Here is a 24,537-nt window from a genome sequence, read left to right as displayed (position 1 = left end):
ACGTTGCGATGAAGCGACGATGACGCCGCCATGACGCGTCCGGGCCACGGCCAGCCGCAGCGCACGCACGATCCGTCCCGCGTCACGTTTGCGCACACGCCGCCTCGTTAGCATCGGCGGATTACGGAGGATCGCCCATGTTCAGAACCCTGTTGCTTGCTGCCGTCTTCGTTGCAGTGAATGCGTCTGCGGCCCCATCCGACGTACCGCGCGGGAAGTTGCCGCGGCAAGTCGTGCCGACCGCCTACGAGGTCGATCTGCGCATGGACGCCCGCGCCGATCGCTACAGCGGCGTCGTCCGCATCGATCTCGACGTGAAGGAAGCGACCGACCATTTCTTCATCCACGCCCGCGGCAGCACGATGGCCGACGTGCAATTGGTTCGCGCAGGCACGCCGAGCATCGCCGCGAAGACCGAAACGGTCGACGCCGCCGGCGGCACCGTGCGCGTCGACAGCACGCAGCCGATCACGCCCGGGCACTGGCAGCTGCAATTGCGCTTCGACGCGCCCTACGACCAGCGCCTGCAGGGCGCTTACAAGGTCAAGACCGGCGGCGCCGACTACGTGATGACGCAGATGGAACCGCTGGGTGCGCGCAATGCATTTCCGAGCTTCGACGAACCGGCCTTCAAGACGCCGTGGACGTTCACGATTTCGGCACCGAAGGGCGATACCGCGATCTTCAATACGCAGGAAACCGGCGTCGAAACGCTTGCCGACGGCTGGGTCAAGCACCGCTACGCACAGACCAAGCCGCTGCCGAGTTACCTGATCGCGTTCGCGGTCGGGCCGTGGGAACTGGTCGAGTTCGACGCGATTCCGAAGACCGCGTTGCGAGATCACGTCATTCCCCTGCGCGGTGTGGCCGCAAAGGGCCAGAGCCCGCGCATGCGTTACATGCTGGGCGAGACGGCCAAGATCGTCATCGCGCTCGAGGACTACTTCGACTTCGCCTATCCCTACGACAAGCTCGACTTGCTGGCCGCGCCCGATTTCGCTTACGGCGCGATGGAGAACCCGGGCCTGATCACCTATCGCGATTCGCTGATGTTCGTCGACTTGAAGTCGGCCACTTCGCAGCGCCGCGGTGCCATCGGCACGCACGCGCACGAACTCGGCCACCAGTGGTTCGGCGACGTCGTCACCATGCCGTGGTGGGACGACATCTGGCTGAACGAAGCTTTCGCCACCTGGATTTCGGCCAAGATCACGCACGGCCTCTACCCGGAGCTGGAAGCGGACATGGACCTGCTCGGCCGCGGCCTCGACGCGATGGGCTCGGACAGCCTCGCGACCGCGCGCCGCATCCATAACCCGGTCGACGACTGGACCGAGGTCAGCAGCACGTTCGACGGCATCACCTACCAGAAGGGTGGCGCCGTGCTGTCGATGATGGAACGCTATCTCGGCCGGGACAAATTCCGCGCCGCGTTGCGCGCACACATGCGCAAGTTCGCCTTTGCCAACGCGACCAGCACCGACCTCGCCGATTCGCTGTCGGCCCAGAGCGACCAACCGGATGTGTTGCGCAAGGCCTTCGCCAGTTTCACCGACCAGCCCGGCGTGCCGATGCTGGATACCACGCTGGCCTGTACCGACGGCAAGGCGACGCTCCGCGTGGCGCAATCGCGCTATGCGCCGATCGGCGCCAGCTTTCCCGGCACGGGCACGTGGCTCGTGCCGATGTGCGTACGCGTTGGTCGCGGCGACGCCAGTGCGGTCGAATGCCATCTGCTCGATGCCGCGAACAGTTCGGTCGCATTGTCGGGCGACACCTGCCCCGACTACGTCCATCCGAATGCCGACGGCGCCGGCTATTACCGCTTCCGCCTGGATCCTGCGGCACAGACCGCGCTGAATGCCGCCTTCGCCAAGCTCAATCCGTTCGAACAGCGCGTGCTGGCCGACAGCGTCGGTGCCGCCTTCGACGCCGGCGCGCTGAGCGTCAGCGAATACCTCGACGCCGCGCCGCGCTTCGCGACCGCGACCCAGGGTGACGTGATCACGGCCCCGCTCGGCAACCTCGAATGGATCAAGGAACGTGTCGCGACTGCGGCGCAGCGCGATCGCATCGACGCGATGCTGCGCGATATCTGGGGCGAACACTTGCGCAAACTCGGCATCGAGCCGGGCGCCACCGAGAGCGAGTCGACCAAGTCCCTGCGCACGGATCTCGTCGATGCATTGATCGAACACGGTCAACCGAAGTGGCTGATGGATGAGCTCGCCGCACGCGGTCGTCGCGTGCTCGGCCTCGGCGGCGACGGTCGTCTCGCCATCGACAGTGTGCATCGCGACCTGCTCGCGCCGTCGCTGCGCGCCGCGGTGATGACGGACGGTGCCAAAGCCTTCGATCTCGCCGAGCAACATCTCGCCCGCAACGAGGACTCGGTCGTGCGCTCGGCACTGATGGCGGCATTGACGAGCAGCAAGGACGTCGCGCTGATGAAGCGCGCGCTGGCGCTGGGTCTTGGGACGCACGTGAAGTCCGGCGAGATGGGCCGCATCTATTTCAGTGCCGCAAGCGATCCCGCACTGCATCCGCTGCTGTGGGACTTCGTGATCGGTCACTACGACGCTTTCGTCGCCAAGGTGCCGTCGGTGTGGCAGGGCAAGGTCGTCTACTACGCGTCGGTCGCGGCCTGCACGCCGCAAGGCGCCGAACAGTTGCAGCAGTTCTTCGGCGCTCGTGCGAAGAACCTCGACGGCGGCCCGCGCGCGGTTGCGCAGTCGGTCGAAGGCGTGAAGCTCTGCGCCGCGCGCGTCGCCAAGCACCAACAGCACTGATCCGCCCTGCACCAAAACAAAAGGCCGCTGCAGCGATGCAGCGGCCTTTTCGTTATCGGCAATCCGAGTCGTCCAAACAGATGCGGATCTATTCGCATCCATGACGAATCATGCTTCGATTATCCCTCGGACATCACCGCATTCGAGATCAATGCATGCACGGTCGCACCATATGAACATTCGAGCACGAAGAGCGAAGTCGCTCCAAGCGAGTTTTCCCGATCCAACGAAGGCTCGTTGATCGAGAATGCCTTGGCTGCGTCCAGACGCTGATACTTCGGCGCTTCAAGAACTGGCCAAAGGTAGGCCGTGTCCACAATATTCCCATGTAGGAAACTATCGACGGCAAGATATCGGACACCCGACAGACTGAGCATTGCAAGCGAGCCGTCGAGACGACGAAAGTCGAGTCGAGCAGAATGCGGCTCGCTCACCGATACTGCAATCAGGTAGCCATCGTGACAACGGAGTCCAAGCAACCTGCCCGCATGGTCTGTACTCAATTCTGCATTCATCAATGGACTCCGATCGCAAATGAATGATCCGACAAACAAAAGGCCGCTGCAGCGATGCAGCGGCCTTTTCATGTGCAACGTCGACGGCGTGGCTTACTTCGCGGCCATCAGCGCCAGCGTGGTGTCGAGCATGCGGTTGCTGAAACCCCACTCGTTGTCGTACCAGGCGCAGACCTTGACCAGGGTGCCGCCCATGACCTGGGTCAGCGTGCTGTCGTAGATCGAGCTGTGCGGATCGTGGTTGAAGTCGACCGAGACCAGCGGCTGGGTGTTGAAGCCGAGGATGTTCTTGAGCGCTCCGTCCGATGCCGCCTTCACGACCGCGTCGATTTCGTCCTTCGTGGTCTCGCGCTTCGCGACGAAGCTGAGGTCGACGACCGAGACATTGATGGTCGGCACGCGCATCGAGAAGCCGGTGAGCTTGCCGTTCAATTCCGGCAGCACCAGCCCGACCGCGGCGGCGGCGCCGGTCTTGGTCGGGATCTGCGACATCGTCGCCGAACGGGCGCGCCGCAGGTCCTTGTGGAACACGTCGGTCAGCACCTGGTCGTTGGTGTAGGCATGAATGGTCGTCATCAGGCCATGCACGATGCCGATCTTCTCGTGCAGGACCTTGGCCAGCGGCGCCAGGCAATTGGTCGTGCAGGACGCGTTCGAGATGACGGTATCGGAGGCTTTCAGGGTGCCGTCGTTGACACCGAACACGACGGTGTTGTCGACGTCCTTTTCGCCCGGCGCGGAAATGATCACCTTCTTCGCGCCGGCGGTGAGGTGCGCGCCGGCCTTGGCCTTCGAGGTGAACAGCCCGGTGCATTCGAACACCACGTCGATGCCCAGCTCGGCCCAAGGCAGCTTGCCCGGATCGCGCTCGGCGCAGACCCGGATGCGGTCGCCGTTGACGATCATGTGATCGCCCTCGACACTGACCTGGGCGTTGAACTTGCCGTGCGCGGTGTCGTAGCGGGTCAGGTGCGCATTGGTCTCGGCGTCGCCGAGGTCGTTGATCGCGACGATCCGGATCTCGCCATTGCGACCCGATTCGTACAACGCACGCAGGATGTTGCGGCCGATGCGGCCGTAGCCATTGATCGCGACCTTGATCGCCATGACGCTCTCCGGGAACAGGACAAAGGGGCAACGATTCTACCGGCCGGGTCAGCGGGCCGGTACCCCGAAGCCGGTCAAATTCCGGGCGACGGCTGGCTAGACTAAGCCGTCTCCGCATCGGGATCGCGCCATGGAACCTCTACCACCCGTCACCTCGGCCGCGACCGACGCGCCGGTCGTCGCGCCTCGCCGGCGCTGGCTCTGGCGCCTGCTGCTGGCCGTGCTGCTGTTGCTTGCGACCGCGCTCGCGGTACTGATGTGGCGCTGGAGCACGCCGCCGCGGGCATTCGACCCGCTGCTGCAGGCGAAGTCGCGCAACGGCAGCGGCGCACTGGTGGTCGGCGTCACCACCACGGCCGCGCTGGCCCGCGTCGGCGAACTCCTGCTCGACAAGGGCGGCGGCTACATTTCGAACGACGTGATGCCACCGGGCATCTTCCTCGACGACATGCCGAACTGGGAATTCGGCGTGATCGAGCAAAGCCGCGACCTGGCCCTGGCGCTGCGTCGCGATTTTTCGCGCTCGCTCACGCAATCGATCGAGGACAAGGATCTGGCCGAGGCGCAGCCGCTGTTCTCGACCACCAACGACCGCTGGCTGCTGCCGTCGACCGAAAGCCAGTATCGCGCCGCGGTTGCGCATATCGATGCCTATCGGGTGCGCCTTGGCGATGGCGACACCCACGATGCGCAGTTCTACGCTCGCGCCGACAATCTGGCGAATTACCTCGGCATGGTCGAGGCACGCCTCGGCAGCCTGTCGCAGCGTCTGTCCGCGGCCGTCGGCCCGACCCGTCAGGACACCGATCTCGCCAACGATCCGAGCGCGCGCCAATCGAAGCCGACCGGCACGCCACGCGAGGTTCGCACGCCCTGGCGCGACATCGACGACGTGTTCTACGAAGCCCGCGGCAGTTGCTTCGCGCTGGTGCATTTCCTCAAGGCGATCGAGCACGATTTCGCCGAGGTGCTGAAGGACAAGAACGCGACCGTGACGCTGCGCCAGATCATCAGCGAACTCGAAGCCACCCAGGAACCGCTGGGCAGCCCGATCATCCTCAACGGCTCGCCCTACGGCTTCTTCGCCAACCATTCACTGGTCATGGCGAACTACATCGCCCGCGCCAACGCCTCGATCATCGAGTTGCGGAAGCTGCTGGAGCGCGGTTAGACCAGCAACCTCGGCGCGAACACCTGCGACTCGCGCAAGTTGCCGGCGAGGCGCAGGGCCTGTGCGAGCGTGCGCGCGGCGGCGGTGCGCCCGACGAGATTGGTCGAGGCGAGATAGAACACCCGCATCGCGGTGCGCATTTCGGCGAGCGCGAGATGATCGGGGATCGCGTCTTCGTGCAGGTCGCCATCGAGCCAGTCGACCAGCATCGACAGCACGTCGTCGCCGGCCCCGACCTGGGTACGCGCGTCGCCGATCGCCAGCGTGATGCGGGCGACGCGATGGCCGAAATTCCGGAACAGGTCGGTGGCGAGGTGCGCCATCACGGTCTGGAACACCTTGTGCGCCGCAGGGGCTGCATCACGATGCGTGACCAGGGCGGATTCCGGAATCGAGTGCAGGCCGAAATCCGCGAACGCGCTGATCTCGGCCGGGATCGGCTGCGACTCCTCCGGCGCTTCCTCCAGACCGACCAGGTGCGCCGGATAACGCGACAGCGCGTCATAGGGCTTCGCCATCGCGAAATACATCGCCTTGGCGACGCGATGGCGTTCGCGGTCGTCGATCAGCTTGCGCTGTTCGGCATGCAGCAGGAAACGATTGACCAGGAACTTCGGCTCGACCGTGCAGAAGGCTTCGCAGAAACTGAAGAGGTCATGCACGCGCGTCGCGTCGTTCAGCACGTCGGTGAGCGCCGTGTAGACCGCGCGCCGACGATGATTCACGCCGATCGTGGGAGGGCTGCCGCCACTGAGGAATGCCTGGGCCATGCGGCGATCATGCTGCCATCGCCGCGGGCTTCGCAAGCGACGATCAGAAGTGCGGCTTGTCCGGCGCGGCCTGGTAGCTCTCGATCGAGGCCATGATCTCCGCACGCGCCGCGTCCGGTCCTTCCCAGCCTTCGACCTTCACCCACTTGCCCTTTTCCAGATCCTTGTAGTGCTCGAAGAAATGGCGAATCCGGTCAAGCGTGTACTCGGGCAGGTCCTGCACCGTGGCGATCTTCGAATAGGCGGGGAACACCTTGTCGACCGGCACCGCGATGATCTTGGTGTCGGCGCCGGCTTCGTCGGTCATCTTCAGCATGCCGATCGGGCGGCAGCGGATCACCGAGCCCGGCAGCAAGGGCAAAGGCATGATCACCAGCACGTCGGCGGGATCGCCATCGCCCGACAGCGTGTGCGGGATGTAACCATAGTTGCAGGGGTAGCGCATCGGCGTCATCAGCACGCGGTCGACGAAGATCGCGCCGCTGGCCTTGTCGACTTCGTACTTCACCGGCTCCGAATTCATCGGAATCTCGATGATCACATTGACGTCGTCCGGCACCGAACGGCCGCTTTCAACGAGATCCAGACCCATGGCGTACTCCTGCAGCAAAGGCCGGCGATCTTAGCCACGTGGCGCTGAACGTCGACTCTAGTCGCCCAACAAAAACCCCGCCGGAGCGGGGTTCTTGTGTGCCTTGCGTGGACGGATGCCGTTACAGCATCGGGATCAGCAGCAGGGCGACGATGTTGATGATCTTGATCAGCGGGTTCACGGCCGGGCCGGCGGTGTCCTTGTACGGGTCGCCGACGGTGTCGCCGGTGACCGCGGCCTTGTGGGCATCGCTGCCCTTGCCGCCGTGATGACCTTCCTCGATGTATTTCTTGGCGTTGTCCCAGGCGCCGCCGCCGGTGCACATCGAAATCGCGACGAACAGGCCGGTGACGATGGTGCCCATCAGCAGGCCGCCGAGCGCACCTGGGCCGAGGAATACGCCGACCAGCACCGGAATGAACAGGGGCAGCATCGACGGAAAGATCATTTCCTTGATCGCGGCCTTGGTCAGCAGGTCGACGGCCTTGTCGTATTCCGGCTTGCCGGTGCCTTCCATGATGCCCTTGATGTCGCGGAACTGGCGGCGGACTTCTTCCACCACCGCGCCGGCGGCGCGGCCGACAGCCTGCATCGCATAGGCACCGAACAGGTAAGGAATCATGCCGCCGATCAGCAGGCCGATCACGACCTTCGGGTCATTGATCGCGAAGATCGCATCGGAATAACCGTCCCCCATCTTGTCCTTGAGCTTGTGCGCGTAGTCCGCGAACAGCACCAGCGCAGCGAGGCCGGCGGAACCGATCGCGTAGCCCTTGGTCACCGCCTTGGTGGTGTTGCCGACCGCGTCGAGCGCGTCGGTCACCTTGCGGATTTCCGGGCCGAGCTCGCTCATTTCGGCGATGCCGCCGGCGTTGTCGGTGATCGGGCCGTAGGCGTCGAGCGCGACGATCATGCCGGCCATCGACAGCATCGAGGTGGCGGCAATGGCGATGCCGTACAGGCCGGCGATTTCGTAGCAGCCCCAGATCGCGGCAGCGACGGAAAGCACCGGCAGTGCAGTCGACTTCATCGAGATCGCCAGGCCAGCGATGACGTTGGTGCCGTGACCAGTCACCGATGCAGCGGCGACCTGACGCACCGGCGCGTATTCGGTGGCGGTGTAGTACTCGGTGATGACGACCATCGCGGCGGTCAGCACCAGGCCGATCATCGCGCAGTAGAACAGCGGCATGGCCAGTTCGGCGGCGAACATTTCCTTCGACACGAAATAGAACGCGATCGCCGAGATCAGGCCCGAGACGCCGAGGCCGCGATACAGCGCGTTCATGATCTTGCCGCCCTCGCGCGCCTTGACGAAATAGGTGCCGACGATCGAGGCGATGATCGAGACCGCACCGAGGATCAGCGGATAGATCACGCCGGCCGAGCCGTAGGTGCCGAACACGATGCCGGCGATCAGCATCGCCGCGATGATGGTCACCGCATAGGTTTCGAACAGGTCAGCGGCCATGCCGGCGCAGTCGCCGACGTTGTCGCCGACGTTGTCGGCGATCACCGCCGGATTGCGCGGATCATCTTCCGGAATGCCCGCTTCGACCTTGCCGACGAGATCGGCACCGACGTCCGCACCCTTGGTGAAGATGCCGCCGCCGAGACGCGCGAAGATCGAGATCAGCGAGGACCCGAAGGCCAGGCCGATCATCGGCTGCAGCGCAACTTTCAGCGTTTCCGCGTCGATCTGCTTGCCGCCCATCACATACATGAAGTAGCCGGCGACACCGATGATGCCAAGACCGACCACCAGCATGCCGGTGACGGCACCACCGCGGAACGACACCGCGAGTGCCGCGTTCAATCCCTCGGTAGCGGCCTGCGCGGTCCGCACGTTGGCGCGCACCGAGACGAACATGCCGATGAAGCCGGCCGCACCTGACAGTACCGCACCGATCGCGAAACCGGTCGCGGTCGGCCAGCTCTTCAGGGCGAAGCCGATGACGAGGAACAGGATCACGCCGACGATCGCGATCGTCTGATACTGACGACGCAGGTAAGCACCCGCGCCTTCCTGGATCGCCGCGGCGATCCCTTGCATGCGTTCATTGCCGGCGCTGCGCGCGAGAATCCATTGCACCGAAATCGCGCCATAGACCACGGCCAACAAGCCGCAGGCAATCGCGATCCAAAGACCGTTTTGTTCCAGCATTTCTGTCTCCCACAAGCAGAGGAACCCCGGCGGAACTGCCGGAAGCGATAACAAAGCCCGTCGATTCTACGGGGTGGGATGAACGGCGGCAAACCGGACATGGCCCGAACCGGGTCCTGTTGCTAGGCTGCACGGCTTGTCCCGAAACCGCCATGAACCGAACCCCGGACGACATCCCTGCCCTGACCGGCCTGCGCGGCCTCGCCACGTTGTGGGTGCTGACCCATCATTTCTGGGAATTCATCGGCTTCCCGGCCATCGCCGCCGGCGGCCTGGACCTCCGGCCGTTCATCAAGAACGCCTACTTCGGCCTGGACATGTTCTTCGTGCTATCCGGATTCCTGGTCGTGCGCCCCTATGTCCGCGCCGCCCAGGGACTGGGCCGGATGCCGGCGTTCGGTCAGTACCTGATGCGCCGGGTGCGACGCGTCGTGCCCGCGTACTGGGCCAACGTCAGCCTGCTCGCATTGTTCATCTGGGCGGGTACGGGCGGCTCGCCGATGAGCGCGCTCGAGTACTTCGGCTATCTCGGGTTCCTGTTCTGGTACACGCTGCCGGACCAGTCGCTGATCCTGAATCCGGTCTGGTGGACACTGCCGGTCGAGTGGTGGGCGTACTTCCTGCTGCCGCCGCTGGTGCTGGCGCTGAAGCGGTTGCCGATCTGGCTGTGGCTCACCCTGGTGATGGCCTTCGTACTGTGGACGCGCTGGAGCCTGGTCCAGCATTTCTTCGCCGGCGACACCTCGTTCTGGTGGCAACCGCTGGATTTCCGCCACCTGAGGTCGCGTTTCGACCAGTTCGCCATCGGCGTGCTCGCGGCATGGTTCTTCGAGCGCGGACTGAGCGCCGACCAGGCGCGTCGGATCGGATGGATCGGCCTCGGGCTGTTCGCGATCGTGTTCATCCATGTCGGATGGTTCGTTCCGCGCTGGTTCGAAGACGCGATCCGGCCCTGGATGTACGTCAACTACACCGCCGGCGATTCCGCAGGCAATGATCATTCTGGCCATCGCCGCGGGCTGGCGGCCACTGGCCCGATGCTTCGAAGGCAGGATCGCCCTGCTCGCCGGGACCATGAGCTACTCGCTGTACCTCTGGCATTTCCCGATCTTCGTGTGGGTGTTCAAGTACGCCCCCGTCGTGTCCGGCTGGCCGCTGGCGGCACGTGCCGTCATCGCGCTGGCGCTGACGGCCGTCGCGACCTGGATCGCGTACCGCCTGTTCGAGCGGCCGTTCCTGAGTTCGCGCGCGCGCGGTGACAACGCGGCCCGGGTCGCAGGACAATCCACGCATGCATAACCACCATCACGGCGCCCACGACCACGACCACGGCCATGCGCACGACGATCCGCATGATCGCCATGCCATCGCCCACGCCGGCGCGAACCGGCGCTACTACATCGGCGTCGCACTCAATATCCTGCTGGTCATCGTCCAGGCCGCGGTCGGCTTCGCGATCGGTTCGATGGCCCTGCTCGGCGATGCCGGCCACAACGCCGGCGACGTGCTCGGGCTGATCCTGGCGCTATGGGCGATGCGGCTCGCGAAACGCAAGCCCGACGCACGCCACACCTATGGCTACGCCCGCTCGACGATTCTCGCCGCGAACATCAACGCGGCCCTGCTGCTGATCGCCAGTGGCGCACTCGCGGTCGAAAGCATCCGCCGCTTCGGGGATCCGGTGGCGGTGCCGGGATTCTGGGTGATGATCGCGGCGGCCGTCGGCCTGATCGTGAATGCCGGCTCGGCCGCGGCCTTCTGGAGCGGCAGCAAGCACGACAGCAACCTGCGCGCGGCCTTCCTGCATCTGGTCGCCGATGCCGCAGTGTCGCTCGGCGTGCTGGTGGTCGGCCTGATCCTGATGTTCAAGCCCTGGTACTGGCTTGATCCGCTCGCCGGCCTGCTGGTGTCCATCGCGATTTCGCTTGGCGCCTTCGGCTTGCTGCGCGAATCCCTGGCACTGGCACTGGACGCGGTCCCGAAAGGGCTCGACGTCGCGACCATCGAAGCCGCACTGCGCGACGTCCCGGGCGTACGCCACGTGCACGACCTGCACGTCTGGCCGCTGTCGACGACCGTGAACGCCTTGACCGCCCACGTCGAGCACGATGGCACCCGCGACGGCGATGCCCTGCTGCGCGATGCCGAAGCCGCGATCCAGCAACGCTTCGGCATCTCGCACACCACCATCCAACTCGAGAACATCGGCTGCGATCGGCACTGCGAAGGTACGCACTGAGCGCAGCGAACCCGCAGCAGTCTCGCTATTTGGCACGTGCTAAGTCTTCGTTGACACTTGACTCAACAATTGCCGGCAGATGAAGAATGTGAACCTTGACGGAAATACATCGACTGAGTATTCAGAATGGGGTTCGGGGGAACATCATCAACCACTGGGGAAACCGATGAAATCTGCAATGTCACTCTGCTGCCTCACCATCGCCGTTGCGTTAAGCGGCTGTGCCTACAACGTCGCACCAACTGCCGCGCCTGCGGTGAACGTCTATTCTTCTTATGACTCGAAGATTGCTGGGACGTGGGTGCTGGTTGTCGACCCCAGCGCTGAATTTCAGCGTGAAATTAAACCTTCAACCTATGTCTGCAGTGCTCACAAGTACCCCTTCAGCGCTGGCGACACCATCAAGTCGTCGATTACACAGACGATGGGTAATGTCTTCCACGAAGTTGTAACAAGATCCTCCGCTCCTACTGCCGAAGAAATCAAGGCAAATTCTCTGGCCGGCGTTGTTATCGTCCGATTGGATTCATTCCAACCGAGACTTGCCTGTCAACAGGGTTTTTGGTCTGCCACTTGTACCGCAACCGCAGATCTGTCTTTTGGGATTGAAGTGAATGGTCCCGACGGCAGGATGCTTGGGACTTCCGTTGGATCAAGCAAGACCTTTGATGGTGATGCGGGCGGAGCCTGCGGAGATGCCGCAAATGTCTTCGCCGAGGCCTACAGACTCGCACTCAAAGACTCACTGGAGCGAATGGCTGAACGTGTTGCCAACGCACCAAAACTGCGAGGCAAGTCCGACAATTGATGCCGGTACGGGCTCTGGGAAATCCCCCGGAGCCCGTCTCTGATTCCAAGTCACTTGTCCGCGATCACATATTCACCCAGCTTGCGCTTCACGAACTTCTTCGGCACGCGAAGGTAGGCCGGGATGCCGTTCTCGTAGGGCGGATAGGCTTCGCCGGCGATCAGCGGTTCGAGGTACTTGCGGCAGGCGGCGGTGATGCCGTAGCCGTCGCTGCGGATGAAGTTCTTGGGCATCATCTTTTCATGGTTGGCGATCTTCGCCAGCGGTGCCGGCTCGATGGTCCAGCGATAAGTCCTGCCCGGTGCGCGCCTGATCGTCGGCATCACCGCATTCATCCCGGCTGCCGCGTATTGCACCGCGGCCTGGCCGACCGCATACGCCTGTTCGTCATCGGTCTTCGACGCGACGTGGCGCGCCGAACGCTGCAGGTAGTCCGGCACGGCGAAGTGGTACTTGAGACCGAGGCGGTCTTTCACGAGCTTCGCGATCAGTTCGCCGGCACCGCCGAGTTGCGCGTGGCCGAAGGCGTCGCGCGTGCCGGTTTCGGCGAGCAGTCGACCATCGGCGTAGCGCACGCCCTCGGAAACGGCGATCGAGCAGTAGCCATTGCGATCGACGCTGCGCTTCACCGCTGCAAGAAACGTCGCTTCGTCGAACGGCACTTCCGGAAACAAAATGATCTGCGGCGGCTCGTCCGGCTTCTTCCCGGCCAGGCCGGCCGCGGCCGCGAGCCAGCCGGCGTGGCGGCCCATCACTTCGAGCACGAACACCTTGGTCGAGGACTCGTACATCGCCTCGACGTCGATGCTGGCTTCGAGCATCGAGATCGCGGTGTATTTCGCCGCCGATCCGAAACCCGGGCAGTTGTCGGTGATGACTAGGTCGTTGTCGACCGTCTTCGGCACGCCGATGCCCTGCAGGCTGTAGCCCAACTGCGACGCGATCTGCGCGATCTTGTTCGCGGTGTCGGCGGAATCGTTGCCGCCGTTGTAGAGGAAATAGCGGATGTCGTGGGCACGGCAGACCTCGATCAGCCGCTCGTAATGGGCCCGGCTCTCGTCGATGCCCTTGAGCTTGAAGCGGCAGGAGCCGAAGGCGCTGCCCGGCGTCGTGCGCAATTGTCGCGTCCACGTCGCGTCGACGCCGGAGAGATCGTAGAGCTGCTCGCGCAGCGCACCGATGATGCCGTTGCGCGCGGCAAAGACCTTGCCGACGGCCTTCCTGTGCTTGCGCGCCGCGTCGATGACGCCGGCGGCCGTCGCGTTGATCACCGCGGTCGGACCGCCCGATTGTGCGTACAACAGGTTCCCTGCGGCCATGAAATGCTCCTTCTCCAACCTTGGACAGCCCGACTATCGGCCAGACCGCCCATTCGATTCAAGCGTTTGATTTTCCTGCATGAACAGTGCCCGCCCGGCTTCATTGACGCAAGGCAGGCCAGCCGCTACGGTGCCGTCATCCCCTTTCACCCGAGCCGCGTCCAGCCTTGCTTTTGGCCGGTTCGACCGTCCTGGAATTCTCATGCGCATCGTGTTTTTTGGCGCGCCCGGCTCCGGCAAGGGCACGCAGGCGGCAATCCTCAAGAGCACGTTCGGCATTCCGCATATCTCCACCGGAGACTTGCTGCGCGGTCATGTCGCACGCGGCACCGAACTCGGATGCAAGGCCAAGGCGGTGATGGAAGCCGGTCAGCTGGTGTCCGACGACCTGGTGCTCGGCATGCTCGAAGACCGCCTCGCCGAAGCCGACGCCAAGCCCGGCTTCATCCTTGACGGCTATCCGCGCAACCTGGTCCAGGCCGATGCGCTCGGGACCTTGCTGGCGCGCATCGGGCAGCCGCTCGACATCGTGATCAAACTCAACGTGCCGAACGAGGCCATTCTCGCGCGCTGCGCCAAGCGTTTTGCCGAACAGGGCCGCAAGGATGATGACCCGGAAGTCGTGCGCGGCCGTCTCGCCGTGTATGCCGAACAGACCGCCCCGGTCGCCGAGTTCTACGCGCGCAGCGGCAAGCTGGTCGAGATCGACGGCGTGGGCGAACTGGCCGACGTGACGGCGCGCATCCTCGCGGCGGTCAAGGCCGTCGCCTGAGTCAGTCGCCGCGCGCGAGCGTGAAGCGCAGATGATCGCCGACCCGTTCTTCCGACACGATGCGATGACCGGCGCGCAGACAGAATGCACGAACGTCGACGCTGGCCAGCGGATCGGTCGCGAGCAGCACGATCTGCGCGCCAGGGGCGAGGCCACGCAAGCTCGCACGCGCCTGCAACACGGGCTGCGGACACTGCAGTCCGCGTGCGTCGACGATGATGGGTTCGGGCTGGTCCATCGCACCATCATGCCATCGGCGAGCGCATGACATGAATGTCTGGCTGAGCGTGCTCCGCGATCTGTTCCTGTTCCGCCGCGGCCCGGCCGATGTGCCGTACGCGCCGAGCCTGCTGCCCGTGCTGTTCATCGCGATGATCGTGATCGACGCCGTCGCGGCCCGCGCATTGACCGGTCAGGCCGGAGATCCGTTGCTGGCCGCCATCAACAACGGCGTTGCCCTGCTGCTGATCCACGGTCTGCTCACGATGGCGGACAAGCGGGCACGCTTCGTGCAGACCGCGACCGCACTGCTGCTGGTGCGTGTGGCGCTGTCGCTGCTGACGCTGGTGTTGCTGGCCGCGGTGCTGCCGATCCCCAAGAATCCCGAGGATCTGAAGCCCGGACAGGCCGTGTTGATGGGCCTGATGATGCCGCTGCTGATCTGGTACCTGGCGCTGCGAGTGCATGTGCTGCGCCAGGCGCTGGACATCGCCTGGTCGCGGGCACTTGCCCTGGTCCTGCTGATTGCCGCCGCCGAATTCGTGATCGCCCTCCTCTTCGCACAGGCTTTTCGATGACCCTGCACATCCTCGGTATCTGTGGCACGTTCATGGGCGGCATCGCCGCACTGGCGCGCGAGCTTGGCGAGACCGTCGCCGGATCGGACCAGAACGTCTATCCGCCGATGAGCACCCAGCTCGAACAACTCGGTATCACCTTGCTGCAGGGTTATCGCGCCGAACACCTGCAGCCGGCACCGGACCTGACCATCGTCGGCAATGCGATCTCGCGCGGCAATGCCGCCATGGAATACGCGCTCGACCAGCGCCTGCGCTATATCTCCGGGCCGCAATGGCTGGGCGAACGGGTGCTCGCGTCGAAGCGTGTGCTCGCGGTGGCCGGCACCCACGGCAAGACCACGACCACCAGCCTGCTCGCATGGCTTCTGGACGCCTGCGGCGCGCATCCCGGCTTTCTGGTCGGTGGCGTGCCGGAAAACTTCGGCGTCTCGGCGCGATTCGGTGCCGGCGACGCCTTTGTCGTCGAAGCCGACGAGTACGACACCGCCTTTTTCGACAAGCGTTCGAAGTTCGTGCATTACCGGCCCGAGATCGCGGTGCTCAACAATCTCGAATTCGACCACGCCGACATCTTCGATTCGCTCGCCGACATCGAGCGCCAGTTCCATCATCTGGTCCGCACCGTGCCCGGCAATGGCCGCCTGATCGTGAACGGCGAAGACGATGCACTCGCGCGCGTGCTCGCGAAAGGCTGCTGGACACCCGTCGAACGCTTCGCGATCGACCGCGACGCCGAATGGCGCGCCGAACTGCTCGCGCCCGACGGCAGTGCATTCCGCGTCCTGCATCGCGGCGTCGCGATCGGCGACGCACATTGGGAAACCCTGGGCCGCCACAACGTGATGAACGCACTCGCGGCGGTCGCGGCCGCAGCGGCCTATGGCATCGAACCGGCACGTGCAGTCGAGGCCTTGTCCGGCTTCCGCAATCCGAAACGTCGGATGGAACGGGTGGCCGATCGCAGTGGCATCCGCGTCTATGACGACTTCGCGCATCACCCGACCGCGATCGCGACCACGCTCGCCGGATTGCGCGCCAAAGTCGGCGAGGGCCGCATCGTCGTCGCGATCGAGCCGCGCTCGAATTCGATGCGCATGGGCGCACATGCCGACGGACTGGCACCCTCGTTGGCCGATGCCGATGTCGTCGTCTTTCTCGCGCGCCCGGAATTGCCCTGGCATGCCGACCAGGTCATCGCTGCGGTCCGTGGCGCCGCGATCGCGGTCACGACCGTCGATGCACTGCTGGACGAATTGCAAATGCGCGCTCGCCCCGGCGACAGCGTGGTGTTCATGTCCAACGGCGGCTTCGACAATGCGCCGCGCCGGTACGCGCAAAGGATCGGCGCATGAGCCACGACACGTTGCCGTTGTTCCCGCTGAATTCGGTGCTGCTGCCGGGTGCCTGGCTGGACTTGCGCATCTTCGAAACGCGCTACCTCGATCTGGTCCGCGACTGCAGCCGTAAGGGCTGCGGATTCGGCGTCGTGCTGATCCAGGAAGGACAAGACACCGATGCCGGCAGCACGATTCACGCGGTCGGTTGCGAGGCACGCATCATCGACTTCAACACGCTGCCCGACGGCCTGCTCGGCATCCGCGTCGAAGGGGCCCGGCGATTTCGCGTCCTCGACAGTCAGGTCGAGGGAAACGGCCTGCGCGTCGCCGAGGTGGCATGGTCCGAGCCCGCACCCGCGATGCCGGTTCCGGTCGAATACGCCGTGCTGGTGACGATCCTCGAACGCCTCGCCGAACATGGCCATTCGCAACTCGCAGCCGCCGAGAAGGCGCGCTTCGACGATGCCGACTGGGTGAGCTGGCGCGTGATCGAGCGCCTGCCGCTCGACACTGCCGAAAAGCAGCAGGCGCTGGAACAGGGCGACCCGCTCCAGCGCCTGCAATGGATCATCGAACAGCTGCCGCGCTTCCAGTCGGACTGAGCGCGATCAGAACTTCAGGACAGCCGACACGCCGATCAGAAGCGGATCCACGTTCGCCGTACCGACATCATCGCCGTTGACAGCCACATCCGTGTCCATGTCGATGAAGCGGGCTTCGCCGCGCAACGCGAAACGCTCGTTCAGTGCGAACTCCACACCGGCCAGGGCAGCCAGTCCGGTCGAATCGTCCAGCGAAGTATTGGTACCGGCGATCGGTCCGAACTCGCGCTCATCTCCGAAGCTGGTGCGGTTGAGGCCGAGGCCGAGATACGGACGCAGCTTGTCGCCGCCGAACGTGTATTTGCCGGCCACGGTCAGCGGCTTGTGTGTGATCTCGAGCGACTTGGCGCCGTTGAGGCTGACTTCGTGGTCGAAGCCGAAGCCGTATTGCACTTCGACGCTCCAGTTGTCGGTGAAGGCGTATTCGCCGGCCAGGGTGAAGTTGGTTTCGCTGTTGACCGACACGTCGAGCGCGCCGTTGGCGAGCGCGCCGTTGTCGGATTTCGGGTTCAGGTTGAAGGCGCTCAGCGATGCACGGAAGCCTTCTGCCGATGCCGACAGCGGCAGCAGCAGGGCCAAGGCCAATGCGGTATTGCGGATTGCGGTGTTCATCGGGTTCTCCTCGGTTGTTGTGGGCCCTTTCGGGTGGCCGCATTCAACACGGAGAGAACTCAAGGCCGCGCCAAGAAATCGTCGCGATCGATTTCACGCGTGCGAAGCCGGAGTGAAATCACTCCGGCCGATAGATCTCCGCACCCTGCTCGCGGAATTCCCGCGCCTTGTCAGCCATGCCTTTCTCGAGCGCAGCCTGATCGTCGACGCCCTGTTCGGCGGCGTAGTCGCGCACGTCCTGGGTGATCTTCATCGAGCAGAAGTTCGGGCCGCACATCGAACAGAAATGCGCGTGCTTGGCGGCTTCCTTGGGCAAGGTCTCGTCGTGGAATTCCTTGGCCTTCTCGGGATCGAGACCGAGATTGAACTGGTCCTGCCAACGGAACTCGAAACGCGCCTTGCTGAGCGCGTTGTCGCGGGCCTGTGCGCCCGGATGACCCTTGGCGAGATCGGCCGCGTGCGCGGCGATCTTGTAGGTGATGATGCCGTCGCGCACGTCCTGCTTGTTCGGCAGGCCGAGGTGTTCCTTGGGCGTGACGTAGCAGAGCATGGCGGTGCCGTACCAGCCGATCATCGCCGCGCCGATCGCGCTGGTGATGTGGTCGTAGCCGGGCGCGATATCGGTGGTCAGCGGGCCGAGCGTGTAGAACGGCGCTTCGCCGCACTCGCGCAGCTGCTTGTCCATGTTCTCCTTGATCAGCTGCATCGGCACGTGGCCGGGGCCTTCGATCATGGTCTGCACGTCGTGCTTCCAGGCGATCTTGGTCAGTTCGCCGAGCGTTTCCAGTTCGGCGAACTGGGCCGCGATCGTTGGCATCGGCAATCGAGCCCGGACGCAGGCCGTCGCCGAGCGAGAAGGCGACGTCGTAGGCCTTCATGATCTCGCAGATCTCTTCGAAATGCGTGTACAGGAACGATTCCCGGTGATGCGCCAGGCACCACTTGGCCATGATCGAACCGCCGCGCGAGACGATGCCGGTGACGCGACGCGCGGTCAGCGGCACGTAGGCGAGACGCACGCCGGCATGGATCGTGAAGTAGTCGACGCCCTGCTCGGCCTGTTCGATCAGGGTGTCGCGGAAAATGTCCCAGGTCAGTTCTTCGGCGCGACCGTCCACTTTTTCCAGCGCCTGGTAGATCGGCACGGTGCCGATCGGCACCGGCGAATTGCGCATGATCCATTCGCGGGTTTCGTGGATGTGCTTGCCGGTCGACAGGTCCATGACCGTATCGGCGCCCCAGCGGATCGCCCACACCATCTTTTCGACTTCCTCGGCAATCGAACTCGTCACCGCCGAGTTGCCGATGTTGGCGTTGATCTTCACCCGGAAGTTGCGGCCGATGATCATCGGCTCGGTTTCCGGATGGTTGATGTTGTTCGGGATGATCGCGCGGCCGCGAGCGACTTCGTCGCGCACGAACTCGGGCGTGATCAGGTTCGGGATCGCCGCACCGAACGACTCGCCTGCATGCTGCTTGAAACCGCCGAGCGCGCGCAGCGATTCGAGCTTCGCGTTCTCGCGGATCGCGATGTACTCCATCTCCGGCGTGATGATCCCGCGCTTCGCGTAGTGCATCTGCGTGACGTTGGCGCCGGACTTCGCGACACGCGGCGCATGCACGCGCGGGAAGCGCACCGCGGCGAGTTTCGGATCGGCCGCGCGCTGGCGCCCGTACTGCGAACTGAGGTCGGGCAGACGCGTCGTGTCGTCGCGCGCGTCGATCCACTGCGCACGCAGCTCGGCCAGGCCGGCCGTCAGGTCGATGCGCACCGAGTCATCGGTATACGGTCCCGAGGTGTCGTAGACGGCGAACGGCGGATTCTTCTCGGCACCGAACACCTTCGGCGTGTCGCTCAACGCGATCTCGCGCATCGGCACCCGCACGCCGCCTGGCCCTTCGACATGGATCTTGCGGGAGCCAGGGATCGGCTGGGTCACCGCCTCGGACAACTCGCTGGTTCGACGGATCAGATCGCTGGGCAACGCATTCATGGCAACTCCTCGGAATGGATGCGGAGTGCCGATGCCGGACGCAAGTCCTCATCGAAGCTTCCCTACGCCGATGCGAATCGGATCAGGTTCAAAGGGTCTCTCTCAGCCGGCGCATGGCGCGGCACCCCCGCTGGCGCGCATTGAAGCAGGTTTCAGGGCCAGGCGGGAGTCGCGTCGCAGGCGCTCACTGTTCAGCAGCCCATCGCGCCACCGCGTGGTAAATCGGAATGCCGAACAGGATGTTGAAGGGAAAGGTCAGACCGAGCGACATGCCGAAGTACAGCGACGGATTCGCCTCGGGGATCGCCTGTCGGACTACCGCAGGCACGGCGATGTAGGACGCGCTGGCGGCCAGCACCATGAGCAGGGTGGTGTCGCCGACGGACAAGCCCGCAACCCGCGCCAGCCCCAGGGCCATGGCGGCATGGACCCAGGGCGCCAGCAAGGCGTAGAGCAGCAACCACGGCGACTTGCCGCGCAGCTCACCGATGTTGCGCGAAGCGAGCAGGCCCATGTCGAGCAGGAAGAACGACAGCATGCCCTTGAAGAGATCGCCCGAGAACGGTTGCATGGCGCGTTCGCCGGACTCCCCCGTCACTACACCCACGACCATCGCGCCCAGCAACAGCAGCTGCGCGCCATCGGTGAAGGACTCATGCAGGACCTTGGACGGCGAGATCGCCGACCGCGACCCCTCGCCACCGGCTTGCTGCTGCCGCGTCCAGTTCGCCAGCATGACCGCCATGACGATGGCCGGTGATTCCATGAGCGCCATGGCCGCCGCCATATGTCCGCCATACGACACGTGGTTCTGCTCGAGGAACTGGACGGCCGTGATGAATGTGACCGCGCTCACCGAACCGTAGGTCGCCGCCAACGCCGCCGCGTCATAGCCGTTGAGGAACCGACGCAAGATCAGGTAGCCGAGCGCAGGAACGCTGACGGCCATCAACACCGCTAGCGCCAAACTGGAGACCACATCCGGGGTAAGGCCGGATTCGCGCAACGCAAAGCCGCCCTTCAGACCCAGCGCCATCAGCAGGTACAGGGACAGGAACCGTGCGATCGGCGGGGATCTCGAGATTGGAGCGAACGAATCCGGCCAGCAAGCCGAACACGAAGAACAGGATGGCGGGGTCGAGCAGATTCTGCATGGCAACCTCGAAGTAAACCGCACGATTGTTTCATCACGCGTGTCGCGAACGCGTCAATCCGACGGGCTCGAGCGGCGTGACTGCGGTTTTCGTCCCGGCTACGCTCGCGGCGTCGCCGGAGAACCCGTCTTGACTCGGAACCTGATCGCAAGCTTGCTCGTGTTCGGCGTCGCGTCGAGCCCTGTCGTTCTTGCCGGCGACAGCGGCGTCGGCGATGTGTTCTCGCCCTTGTTCAGAACCAGCATGGAGGCGTCGCTCTGTCCGGACAACATCGTCCAGGATGCGGAACAGTGCGACGACAACAACGCGGAAGCGAATGACGGTTGCGCCGCCAACTGCCGATTCTTCAATTGCGGCGACGGGGTGCTCGACGGTCCCTACGAAGAATGCGACGACGGCAACCCGGACGGCGGCGACGGCTGCAATCGCCGATTCTGCTTCGTCGAAACCGGCTACCAATGCATCGGGGAACCGTCGGTCTGCCTGTCGATCTGCGGCGACGGCGTGATTGCCAGCAACGAGCAGTGCGACGACGACAACCTGCTGAACAACGATGGCTGTTCGGACACGTGCACGATCGAGGCACCCTATACCTGCATCGGCAGCCCTTCTGTCTGCCAGTCGCCGTTCGAAATCAACTGCAACGACAGCCTCGATAACGATGGCAACGGACTCATCGACTGTGCCGACGCCCGTTGTGCCCTGCACTGCAATGCATCGGTGGGTGCATGCGCCGCGGGCCAGACCGCCGTGGTGTACACCTCCGCGGATGTCCCCAAGTCGATCCCGGACAACCAGCCCGTCGGCGTCGGCAGCGCAATCGCGGTCGGCGGGCGAGGACAGGTGCAGCGCGTGGTGATGCGGTTGAACGCAACCCACACGTTCGATTCGGACCTCGACATCGCCCTGCTCGCACCGGACGCCACCAGCGTCGAGACCTCCACCGACAATGGTGCCTCAGGCGCCAACTACACGAACACGATATTCAACTCGGCCTGTGCCACCGCGATCACCAGCGGATCGGCGCCATTTACGGGCTGCTTCCGCCCGGAGTCGTCCTATGTCGCGTTCAACGGGAAACAGGCCCAAGGCGCCTGGCAGCTGCGCATTGCTGACGACGCGAGCGGTGACATCGGGACCTTGAATGCGTGGTTGCTGGCCCTGTGCGTGTCGCAGTGACGCACCCCCGCCGACACCGAGTCGATGCGCGCCGCGCCGACCTGATCTGAGTCAACGCACGGCCGCGGGCCATGCTCGACGATGCCGCATCCCACGGAGCGCGGCCATGCACGATATCCACGACATTCTCGTCATCGGTGCCGGCCCGGCCGGCCTAAGCCTGGCCGGCGTGCTCGCGCGCCAGGGCTTGGCAGTCTGCATCGTGGACCCGGGCACGCGCGAATCGCTGGCGCAACCGCTGGACGATGGCCGCGAGATCGCCTTGACCCCACTGTCGCGGCAATTGCTCGAGACTGGGGCAATGGCCGCTGCTCGGCTCCGACGAATTCGCGCGACTGCGCGAGGCACAAGTCTTCGACGGCGATTCGACCGAGCCGATGCGCGTGTCGACACCGCAGGGCGCGGCCGCGCTCGGCTGGATGGCCAGCAACCACGCGCTGCGTCGCGTCGCTTACGCGGTGGCGACGGCGCAGGAGGGGATCGACTGGCGGCTCGGGCGCAAGGTCGTCGAGGTGAGGAACGAGGCCACGCATGCTCAAGTCACACTCGACGATGGAACGCTCTGCCGAGCCCGGCTCGTGGTCGCGGCCGACAGCCGCTTCTCCAGCAGTCGCCGCGCCGCCGGCATTGCCGCGTCATCGCGATTTCAGGCGCAGCATGCTGGTCTGTCGCATGCGCCTCGAAAACCGCAGCCCGGCATCGCCTGGGAGTGGCTGGCGTATGGCCAGACCTTGGCCCTGTTGCCGCTGCAGCATGATCTCGCCTCGGTGGTCATCACCTTGCCGCCCGCGGACATCGCAGGTCTGCAGTCGCTGTCGCCCGAAGCGTTCAACGACGAGGTCGCGCGCCATTACGCGCATCGGCTCGGCGCGATGCATCTGGTCGGCGAACGCCATGTCTATCCGCTGGTCGGCGTGGCGCCGGGAACGCGTCGTGGCCGAACGCTTCGCTTGCATCGGCGACGCCGCGATCGGCATGCCCGATCACCGCACGGCTACAACCTCGGCCTGCGCGGCATCGCCTTGCTGGCCGACCGCATCCTGCTCGCGCAACGTCGCGGTCGCGATTTCGCGGCCATGGATGTGCTGGTCGACTTAAAGCGTGACCTGCGCGCCATCGCGCACCCGCTCTATCTCGCGACGCTGTCGGTCGTACCTGTACGGCGACGACCGTCCGTTGATGCGTGTCCTGCGTCGGGCATTGCTGCGTCGCCGGGCATGCCAGCGCCGTTCCGGATCTGCTCATGCGGACTGGCTGGCCGCGAAACGCGCCCGCCGATGCCGCTGCGCCTGATCGCACGCTTGGCGGCATTGCTGCCAGGACGGGCGCGCTGTTAATCCGGCAGCGCCGCCGCTGCGCTCGAACTGCGTTGCCGCACCGTGCTCTCGGGAGAACTCGTGGTGCCTGCGACGTCGGCTGACCCGGGATCAGCGCGCGGAGACGGGTCACGCTGCCAGCACCGCAGTCAGCGACCGCGATCCGCGCTGGGCCGCCCGTAGGCGCGCAAGGAACATCTACGACGCTGTCGATGTGCGCGGCAATTTCGCGCGGCACCGGCTTCGAGCAGCCCGCACGGTTGCTGGATGACCACTGCGCCAGGCAGGCGGAAGAAGTGTTGCGCAGCGCGCGGCGGATCGAGGATGTCAGGCTGGCGGCGATCGCCTGGTTCGAAATCGCTCGGAAATCCGACAATGTCTTGCTGGACCGGCGTCGAACAACTCGGCCAGATGGGCGTCGAAAGCCCGGCATTCGCGATCATCATGCGATGCAAGGACAACGATTCCGGACTGCAATGAATCAGGCCGTGAAAGCCGTAATGCAATCGAGCAGGGCGTCGCGGATCGGCGCACCATCCGGCTCGTGGAAGATCGCCGCCCGGCATCTGCTGCTCGCACTTCGACTCGACCGCGGCCTTGAACAGTGCGTCCTTCTCGCCGAAAGTGAGGCGTGTAGACGGTGAGTTTGGACACCTCGGCGACTTTCGCGATCGTGTCCATGCTGGTACCGTCGAAGCCATGGGTGTCGAACTATGGTGCTAGCGGCGTCGAGGGATGGCATCCGCTTGCCCATGTCCTTGGGCCGCCCCTGGCATGCGGTTTTTCTTCGACACGGGCTTCACGGATTTGGTCGCAACAATACTGGACAGTTCGGTTTAGTAACCATGCTATGCCATGCCGGTTCATTAACCCGTCCACCGGAATCTGCCGTGTCCTTGCCCGCGCGCCTGTCGTTGCTGCACTCGTGTCCATGTTCGTTCTCGTTGCAGCCGGTTGTGGCGGCTCCGGCAAACCGCTGGAGCCGGCCAAGCCGCGATCGTGGTCAAGCCGATTCCCACTCGAAGCCGTGGCGATCAGGAAACCTATGCCGGCGACGTGCGTGCGCGCGTGCAGAGCACGTTGGGCACGGGTCGCCGGCAAGATCGGCAAAGCGGCTGGTCGATGTGAAGGTTCCCGCGTGCGCAAAGAGTGAGCACTCTCACCCTCGTCCCCGACGACTTGAACCTGCAAGTCAGCGCTTAGCGAGGAAGCCGTGGCCTCGGCCGAAGCAGATCTTGCGCTGGCCGACGCCAGGCTCGAACGCCATCGCCAACTGCTCGACCGGAAGTACATCAGC

General features: G+C 64.6%; 21 protein-coding genes, 2 pseudogenes and 1 riboswitch. Of the genes and pseudogenes, 13 read left to right on the top strand and 10 right to left on the bottom strand.

Translation table 11 applies throughout. The annotated features are described in order from the left end of the window. Positions 1-137 precede the first annotated feature (137 nt). Positions 138-2,789: a M1 family metallopeptidase gene (locus IPP28_07415; GenBank protein MBL0040860.1), complete on the top strand. Its 2,652-nt coding sequence runs from the start codon at positions 138-140 to the stop codon at positions 2,787-2,789. 119 nt (positions 2,790-2,908) lie between these two features. Here IPP28_07415 and IPP28_07410 read toward each other — a convergent pair whose 3' ends face one another. Next, on the bottom strand, positions 2,909-3,304 hold the full coding sequence (locus tag IPP28_07410) for a hypothetical protein (GenBank protein MBL0040859.1): 396 nt from the start codon (positions 3,302-3,304) through the stop codon (positions 2,909-2,911). Between the two features lie 93 nt (positions 3,305-3,397). Further along, the gene (gap, locus tag IPP28_07405; GenBank protein ID MBL0040858.1) at positions 3,398-4,411 is read right to left on the bottom strand and encodes a type I glyceraldehyde-3-phosphate dehydrogenase; all 1,014 of its coding nucleotides are present in this window, start codon (positions 4,409-4,411) and stop codon (positions 3,398-3,400) included. Between the two features lie 130 nt (positions 4,412-4,541). Here gap and IPP28_07400 point away from each other — a divergent pair, with 130 nt between their 5' ends. Then, positions 4,542-5,582 carry a DUF2333 family protein gene (locus IPP28_07400; GenBank protein ID MBL0040857.1) on the top strand — a complete coding sequence of 347 codons (1,041 nt, stop codon included), beginning with the start codon at positions 4,542-4,544 and terminating at the stop codon, positions 5,580-5,582. Here the strand turns inward: IPP28_07400 and IPP28_07395 are convergent. The 3 genes from IPP28_07395 to IPP28_07385 all read right to left on the bottom strand — a co-directional run bounded on the left by IPP28_07395 (position 5,579) and on the right by IPP28_07385 (position 9,108). Continuing rightward, positions 5,579-6,352, bottom strand: a complete 774-nt coding sequence (locus tag IPP28_07395) for a hypothetical protein (protein MBL0040856.1) — start codon at positions 6,350-6,352, stop codon at positions 5,579-5,581. The genes IPP28_07400 and IPP28_07395 overlap by 4 nt on opposite strands. Positions 6,353-6,395: 43 nt before the next feature. Further along, positions 6,396-6,944, bottom strand: a complete 549-nt coding sequence (gene ppa, locus IPP28_07390) for an inorganic diphosphatase (protein ID MBL0040855.1) — start codon at positions 6,942-6,944, stop codon at positions 6,396-6,398. Positions 6,945-7,065: 121 nt separating this feature from the next. Further along, the gene (locus IPP28_07385) at positions 7,066-9,108 is read right to left on the bottom strand and encodes a sodium-translocating pyrophosphatase (protein ID MBL0040854.1); all 2,043 of its coding nucleotides are present in this window, start codon (positions 9,106-9,108) and stop codon (positions 7,066-7,068) included. 152 nt (positions 9,109-9,260) lie between these two features. Between IPP28_07385 and IPP28_07380 the strand changes: the two genes are divergently transcribed. The 3 genes from IPP28_07380 (at position 9,261) to IPP28_07370 (ending at position 12,155) form a co-directional block, all read left to right on the top strand. Further along, positions 9,261-10,367 carry an acyltransferase gene (locus IPP28_07380; GenBank protein ID MBL0040853.1) on the top strand — a complete coding sequence of 369 codons (1,107 nt, stop codon included), beginning with the start codon at positions 9,261-9,263 and terminating at the stop codon, positions 10,365-10,367. 32 nt (positions 10,368-10,399) lie between these two features. Next, positions 10,400-11,347 carry a cation transporter gene (locus IPP28_07375; GenBank protein MBL0040852.1) on the top strand — a complete coding sequence of 316 codons (948 nt, stop codon included), beginning with the start codon at positions 10,400-10,402 and terminating at the stop codon, positions 11,345-11,347. Between the two features lie 79 nt (positions 11,348-11,426). Further along, a complete protein-coding gene (locus tag IPP28_07370; protein MBL0040851.1) occupies positions 11,427-12,155 on the top strand; it encodes a hypothetical protein in 729 nt (242 codons plus the stop codon). A 50-nt stretch (positions 12,156-12,205) separates the two neighbouring features. Here the strand turns inward: IPP28_07370 and IPP28_07365 are convergent, their stop codons facing one another. Next, on the bottom strand, positions 12,206-13,474 hold the full coding sequence (locus IPP28_07365; protein ID MBL0040850.1) for a 6-phosphofructokinase: 1,269 nt from the start codon (positions 13,472-13,474) through the stop codon (positions 12,206-12,208). Positions 13,475-13,676: 202 nt separating this feature from the next. Between IPP28_07365 and IPP28_07360 the strand changes: the two genes are divergently transcribed. Beyond that, positions 13,677-14,246 (top strand): adenylate kinase, encoded by a 570-nt coding sequence (locus IPP28_07360; GenBank protein MBL0040849.1) that lies wholly within the window; start codon positions 13,677-13,679, stop codon positions 14,244-14,246. A 1-nt stretch (position 14,247) separates the two neighbouring features. On the opposite strand, the gene IPP28_07355 is transcribed toward IPP28_07360, so the two are convergent. Then, positions 14,248-14,484 (bottom strand): sulfurtransferase TusA family protein, encoded by a 237-nt coding sequence (locus IPP28_07355; GenBank protein ID MBL0040848.1) that lies wholly within the window; start codon positions 14,482-14,484, stop codon positions 14,248-14,250. A gap of 31 nt (positions 14,485-14,515) precedes the next feature. Between IPP28_07355 and IPP28_07350 the strand changes: the two genes are divergently transcribed. Genes IPP28_07350 through IPP28_07340 form a run of 3 tightly spaced genes read left to right on the top strand, consistent with a single transcriptional unit; the run spans position 14,516 to position 16,985 of the window. Continuing rightward, positions 14,516-15,043: a hypothetical protein gene (locus IPP28_07350; protein ID MBL0040847.1), complete on the top strand. Its 528-nt coding sequence runs from the start codon at positions 14,516-14,518 to the stop codon at positions 15,041-15,043. Next, positions 15,040-16,398: a UDP-N-acetylmuramate:L-alanyl-gamma-D-glutamyl-meso-diaminopimelate ligase gene (mpl, locus tag IPP28_07345; GenBank protein ID MBL0040846.1), complete on the top strand. Its 1,359-nt coding sequence runs from the start codon at positions 15,040-15,042 to the stop codon at positions 16,396-16,398. Before IPP28_07350 ends, mpl begins: the two co-directional genes overlap by 4 nt. Then, the gene (locus IPP28_07340) at positions 16,395-16,985 is read left to right on the top strand and encodes an LON peptidase substrate-binding domain-containing protein (protein ID MBL0040845.1); all 591 of its coding nucleotides are present in this window, start codon (positions 16,395-16,397) and stop codon (positions 16,983-16,985) included. The genes mpl and IPP28_07340 overlap by 4 nt, the downstream gene beginning before the upstream one ends. Before the next feature lie 6 nt (positions 16,986-16,991). Here the strand turns inward: IPP28_07340 and IPP28_07335 are convergent, their stop codons facing one another. The 3 genes and pseudogenes from IPP28_07335 to IPP28_07325 all read right to left on the bottom strand — a co-directional run bounded on the left by IPP28_07335 (position 16,992) and on the right by IPP28_07325 (position 20,745). Continuing rightward, positions 16,992-17,597 (bottom strand): outer membrane beta-barrel protein, encoded by a 606-nt coding sequence (locus IPP28_07335; GenBank protein MBL0040844.1) that lies wholly within the window; start codon positions 17,595-17,597, stop codon positions 16,992-16,994. Positions 17,598-17,715: 118 nt separating this feature from the next. Further along, a pseudogene (gene thiC / locus IPP28_07330) lies at positions 17,716-19,591 on the bottom strand (phosphomethylpyrimidine synthase ThiC). A 41-nt stretch (positions 19,592-19,632) separates the two neighbouring features. Further along, a riboswitch (TPP riboswitch) is annotated at positions 19,633-19,730 on the bottom strand. A 45-nt stretch (positions 19,731-19,775) separates the two neighbouring features. Continuing rightward, positions 19,776-20,745 (bottom strand): annotated as a pseudogene (locus IPP28_07325) (sodium-dependent bicarbonate transport family permease). A 129-nt stretch (positions 20,746-20,874) separates the two neighbouring features. On the opposite strand from IPP28_07325, the gene IPP28_07320 reads away from it, so the two are divergent. The 4 genes from IPP28_07320 (at position 20,875) to IPP28_07305 (ending at position 23,884) form a co-directional block, all read left to right on the top strand. After that, a complete protein-coding gene (locus IPP28_07320) occupies positions 20,875-21,924 on the top strand; it encodes a DUF4215 domain-containing protein (GenBank protein ID MBL0040843.1) in 1,050 nt (349 codons plus the stop codon). A gap of 106 nt (positions 21,925-22,030) precedes the next feature. Beyond that, complete coding sequence (locus IPP28_07315; protein MBL0040842.1) at positions 22,031-22,681, top strand: FAD-dependent monooxygenase; 651 nt, start codon at positions 22,031-22,033, stop codon at positions 22,679-22,681. Then, positions 22,656-23,261: a hypothetical protein gene (locus tag IPP28_07310; protein ID MBL0040841.1), complete on the top strand. Its 606-nt coding sequence runs from the start codon at positions 22,656-22,658 to the stop codon at positions 23,259-23,261. Before IPP28_07315 ends, IPP28_07310 begins: the two co-directional genes overlap by 26 nt. Before the next feature lie 191 nt (positions 23,262-23,452). Next, positions 23,453-23,884 carry a hypothetical protein gene (locus tag IPP28_07305; GenBank protein MBL0040840.1) on the top strand — a complete coding sequence of 144 codons (432 nt, stop codon included), beginning with the start codon at positions 23,453-23,455 and terminating at the stop codon, positions 23,882-23,884. The last annotated feature ends 653 nt before the right edge of the window (positions 23,885-24,537 follow it).

The sequence above is a fragment of the Lysobacterales bacterium genome, assembly GCA_016721845.1.
Classification (GTDB): domain Bacteria; phylum Pseudomonadota; class Gammaproteobacteria; order Xanthomonadales; family Ahniellaceae; genus JADKHK01.
The sequence above is the reverse complement of the archived record's forward strand: the minus strand, read 5'-3'. Positions and strand labels throughout refer to the sequence as shown.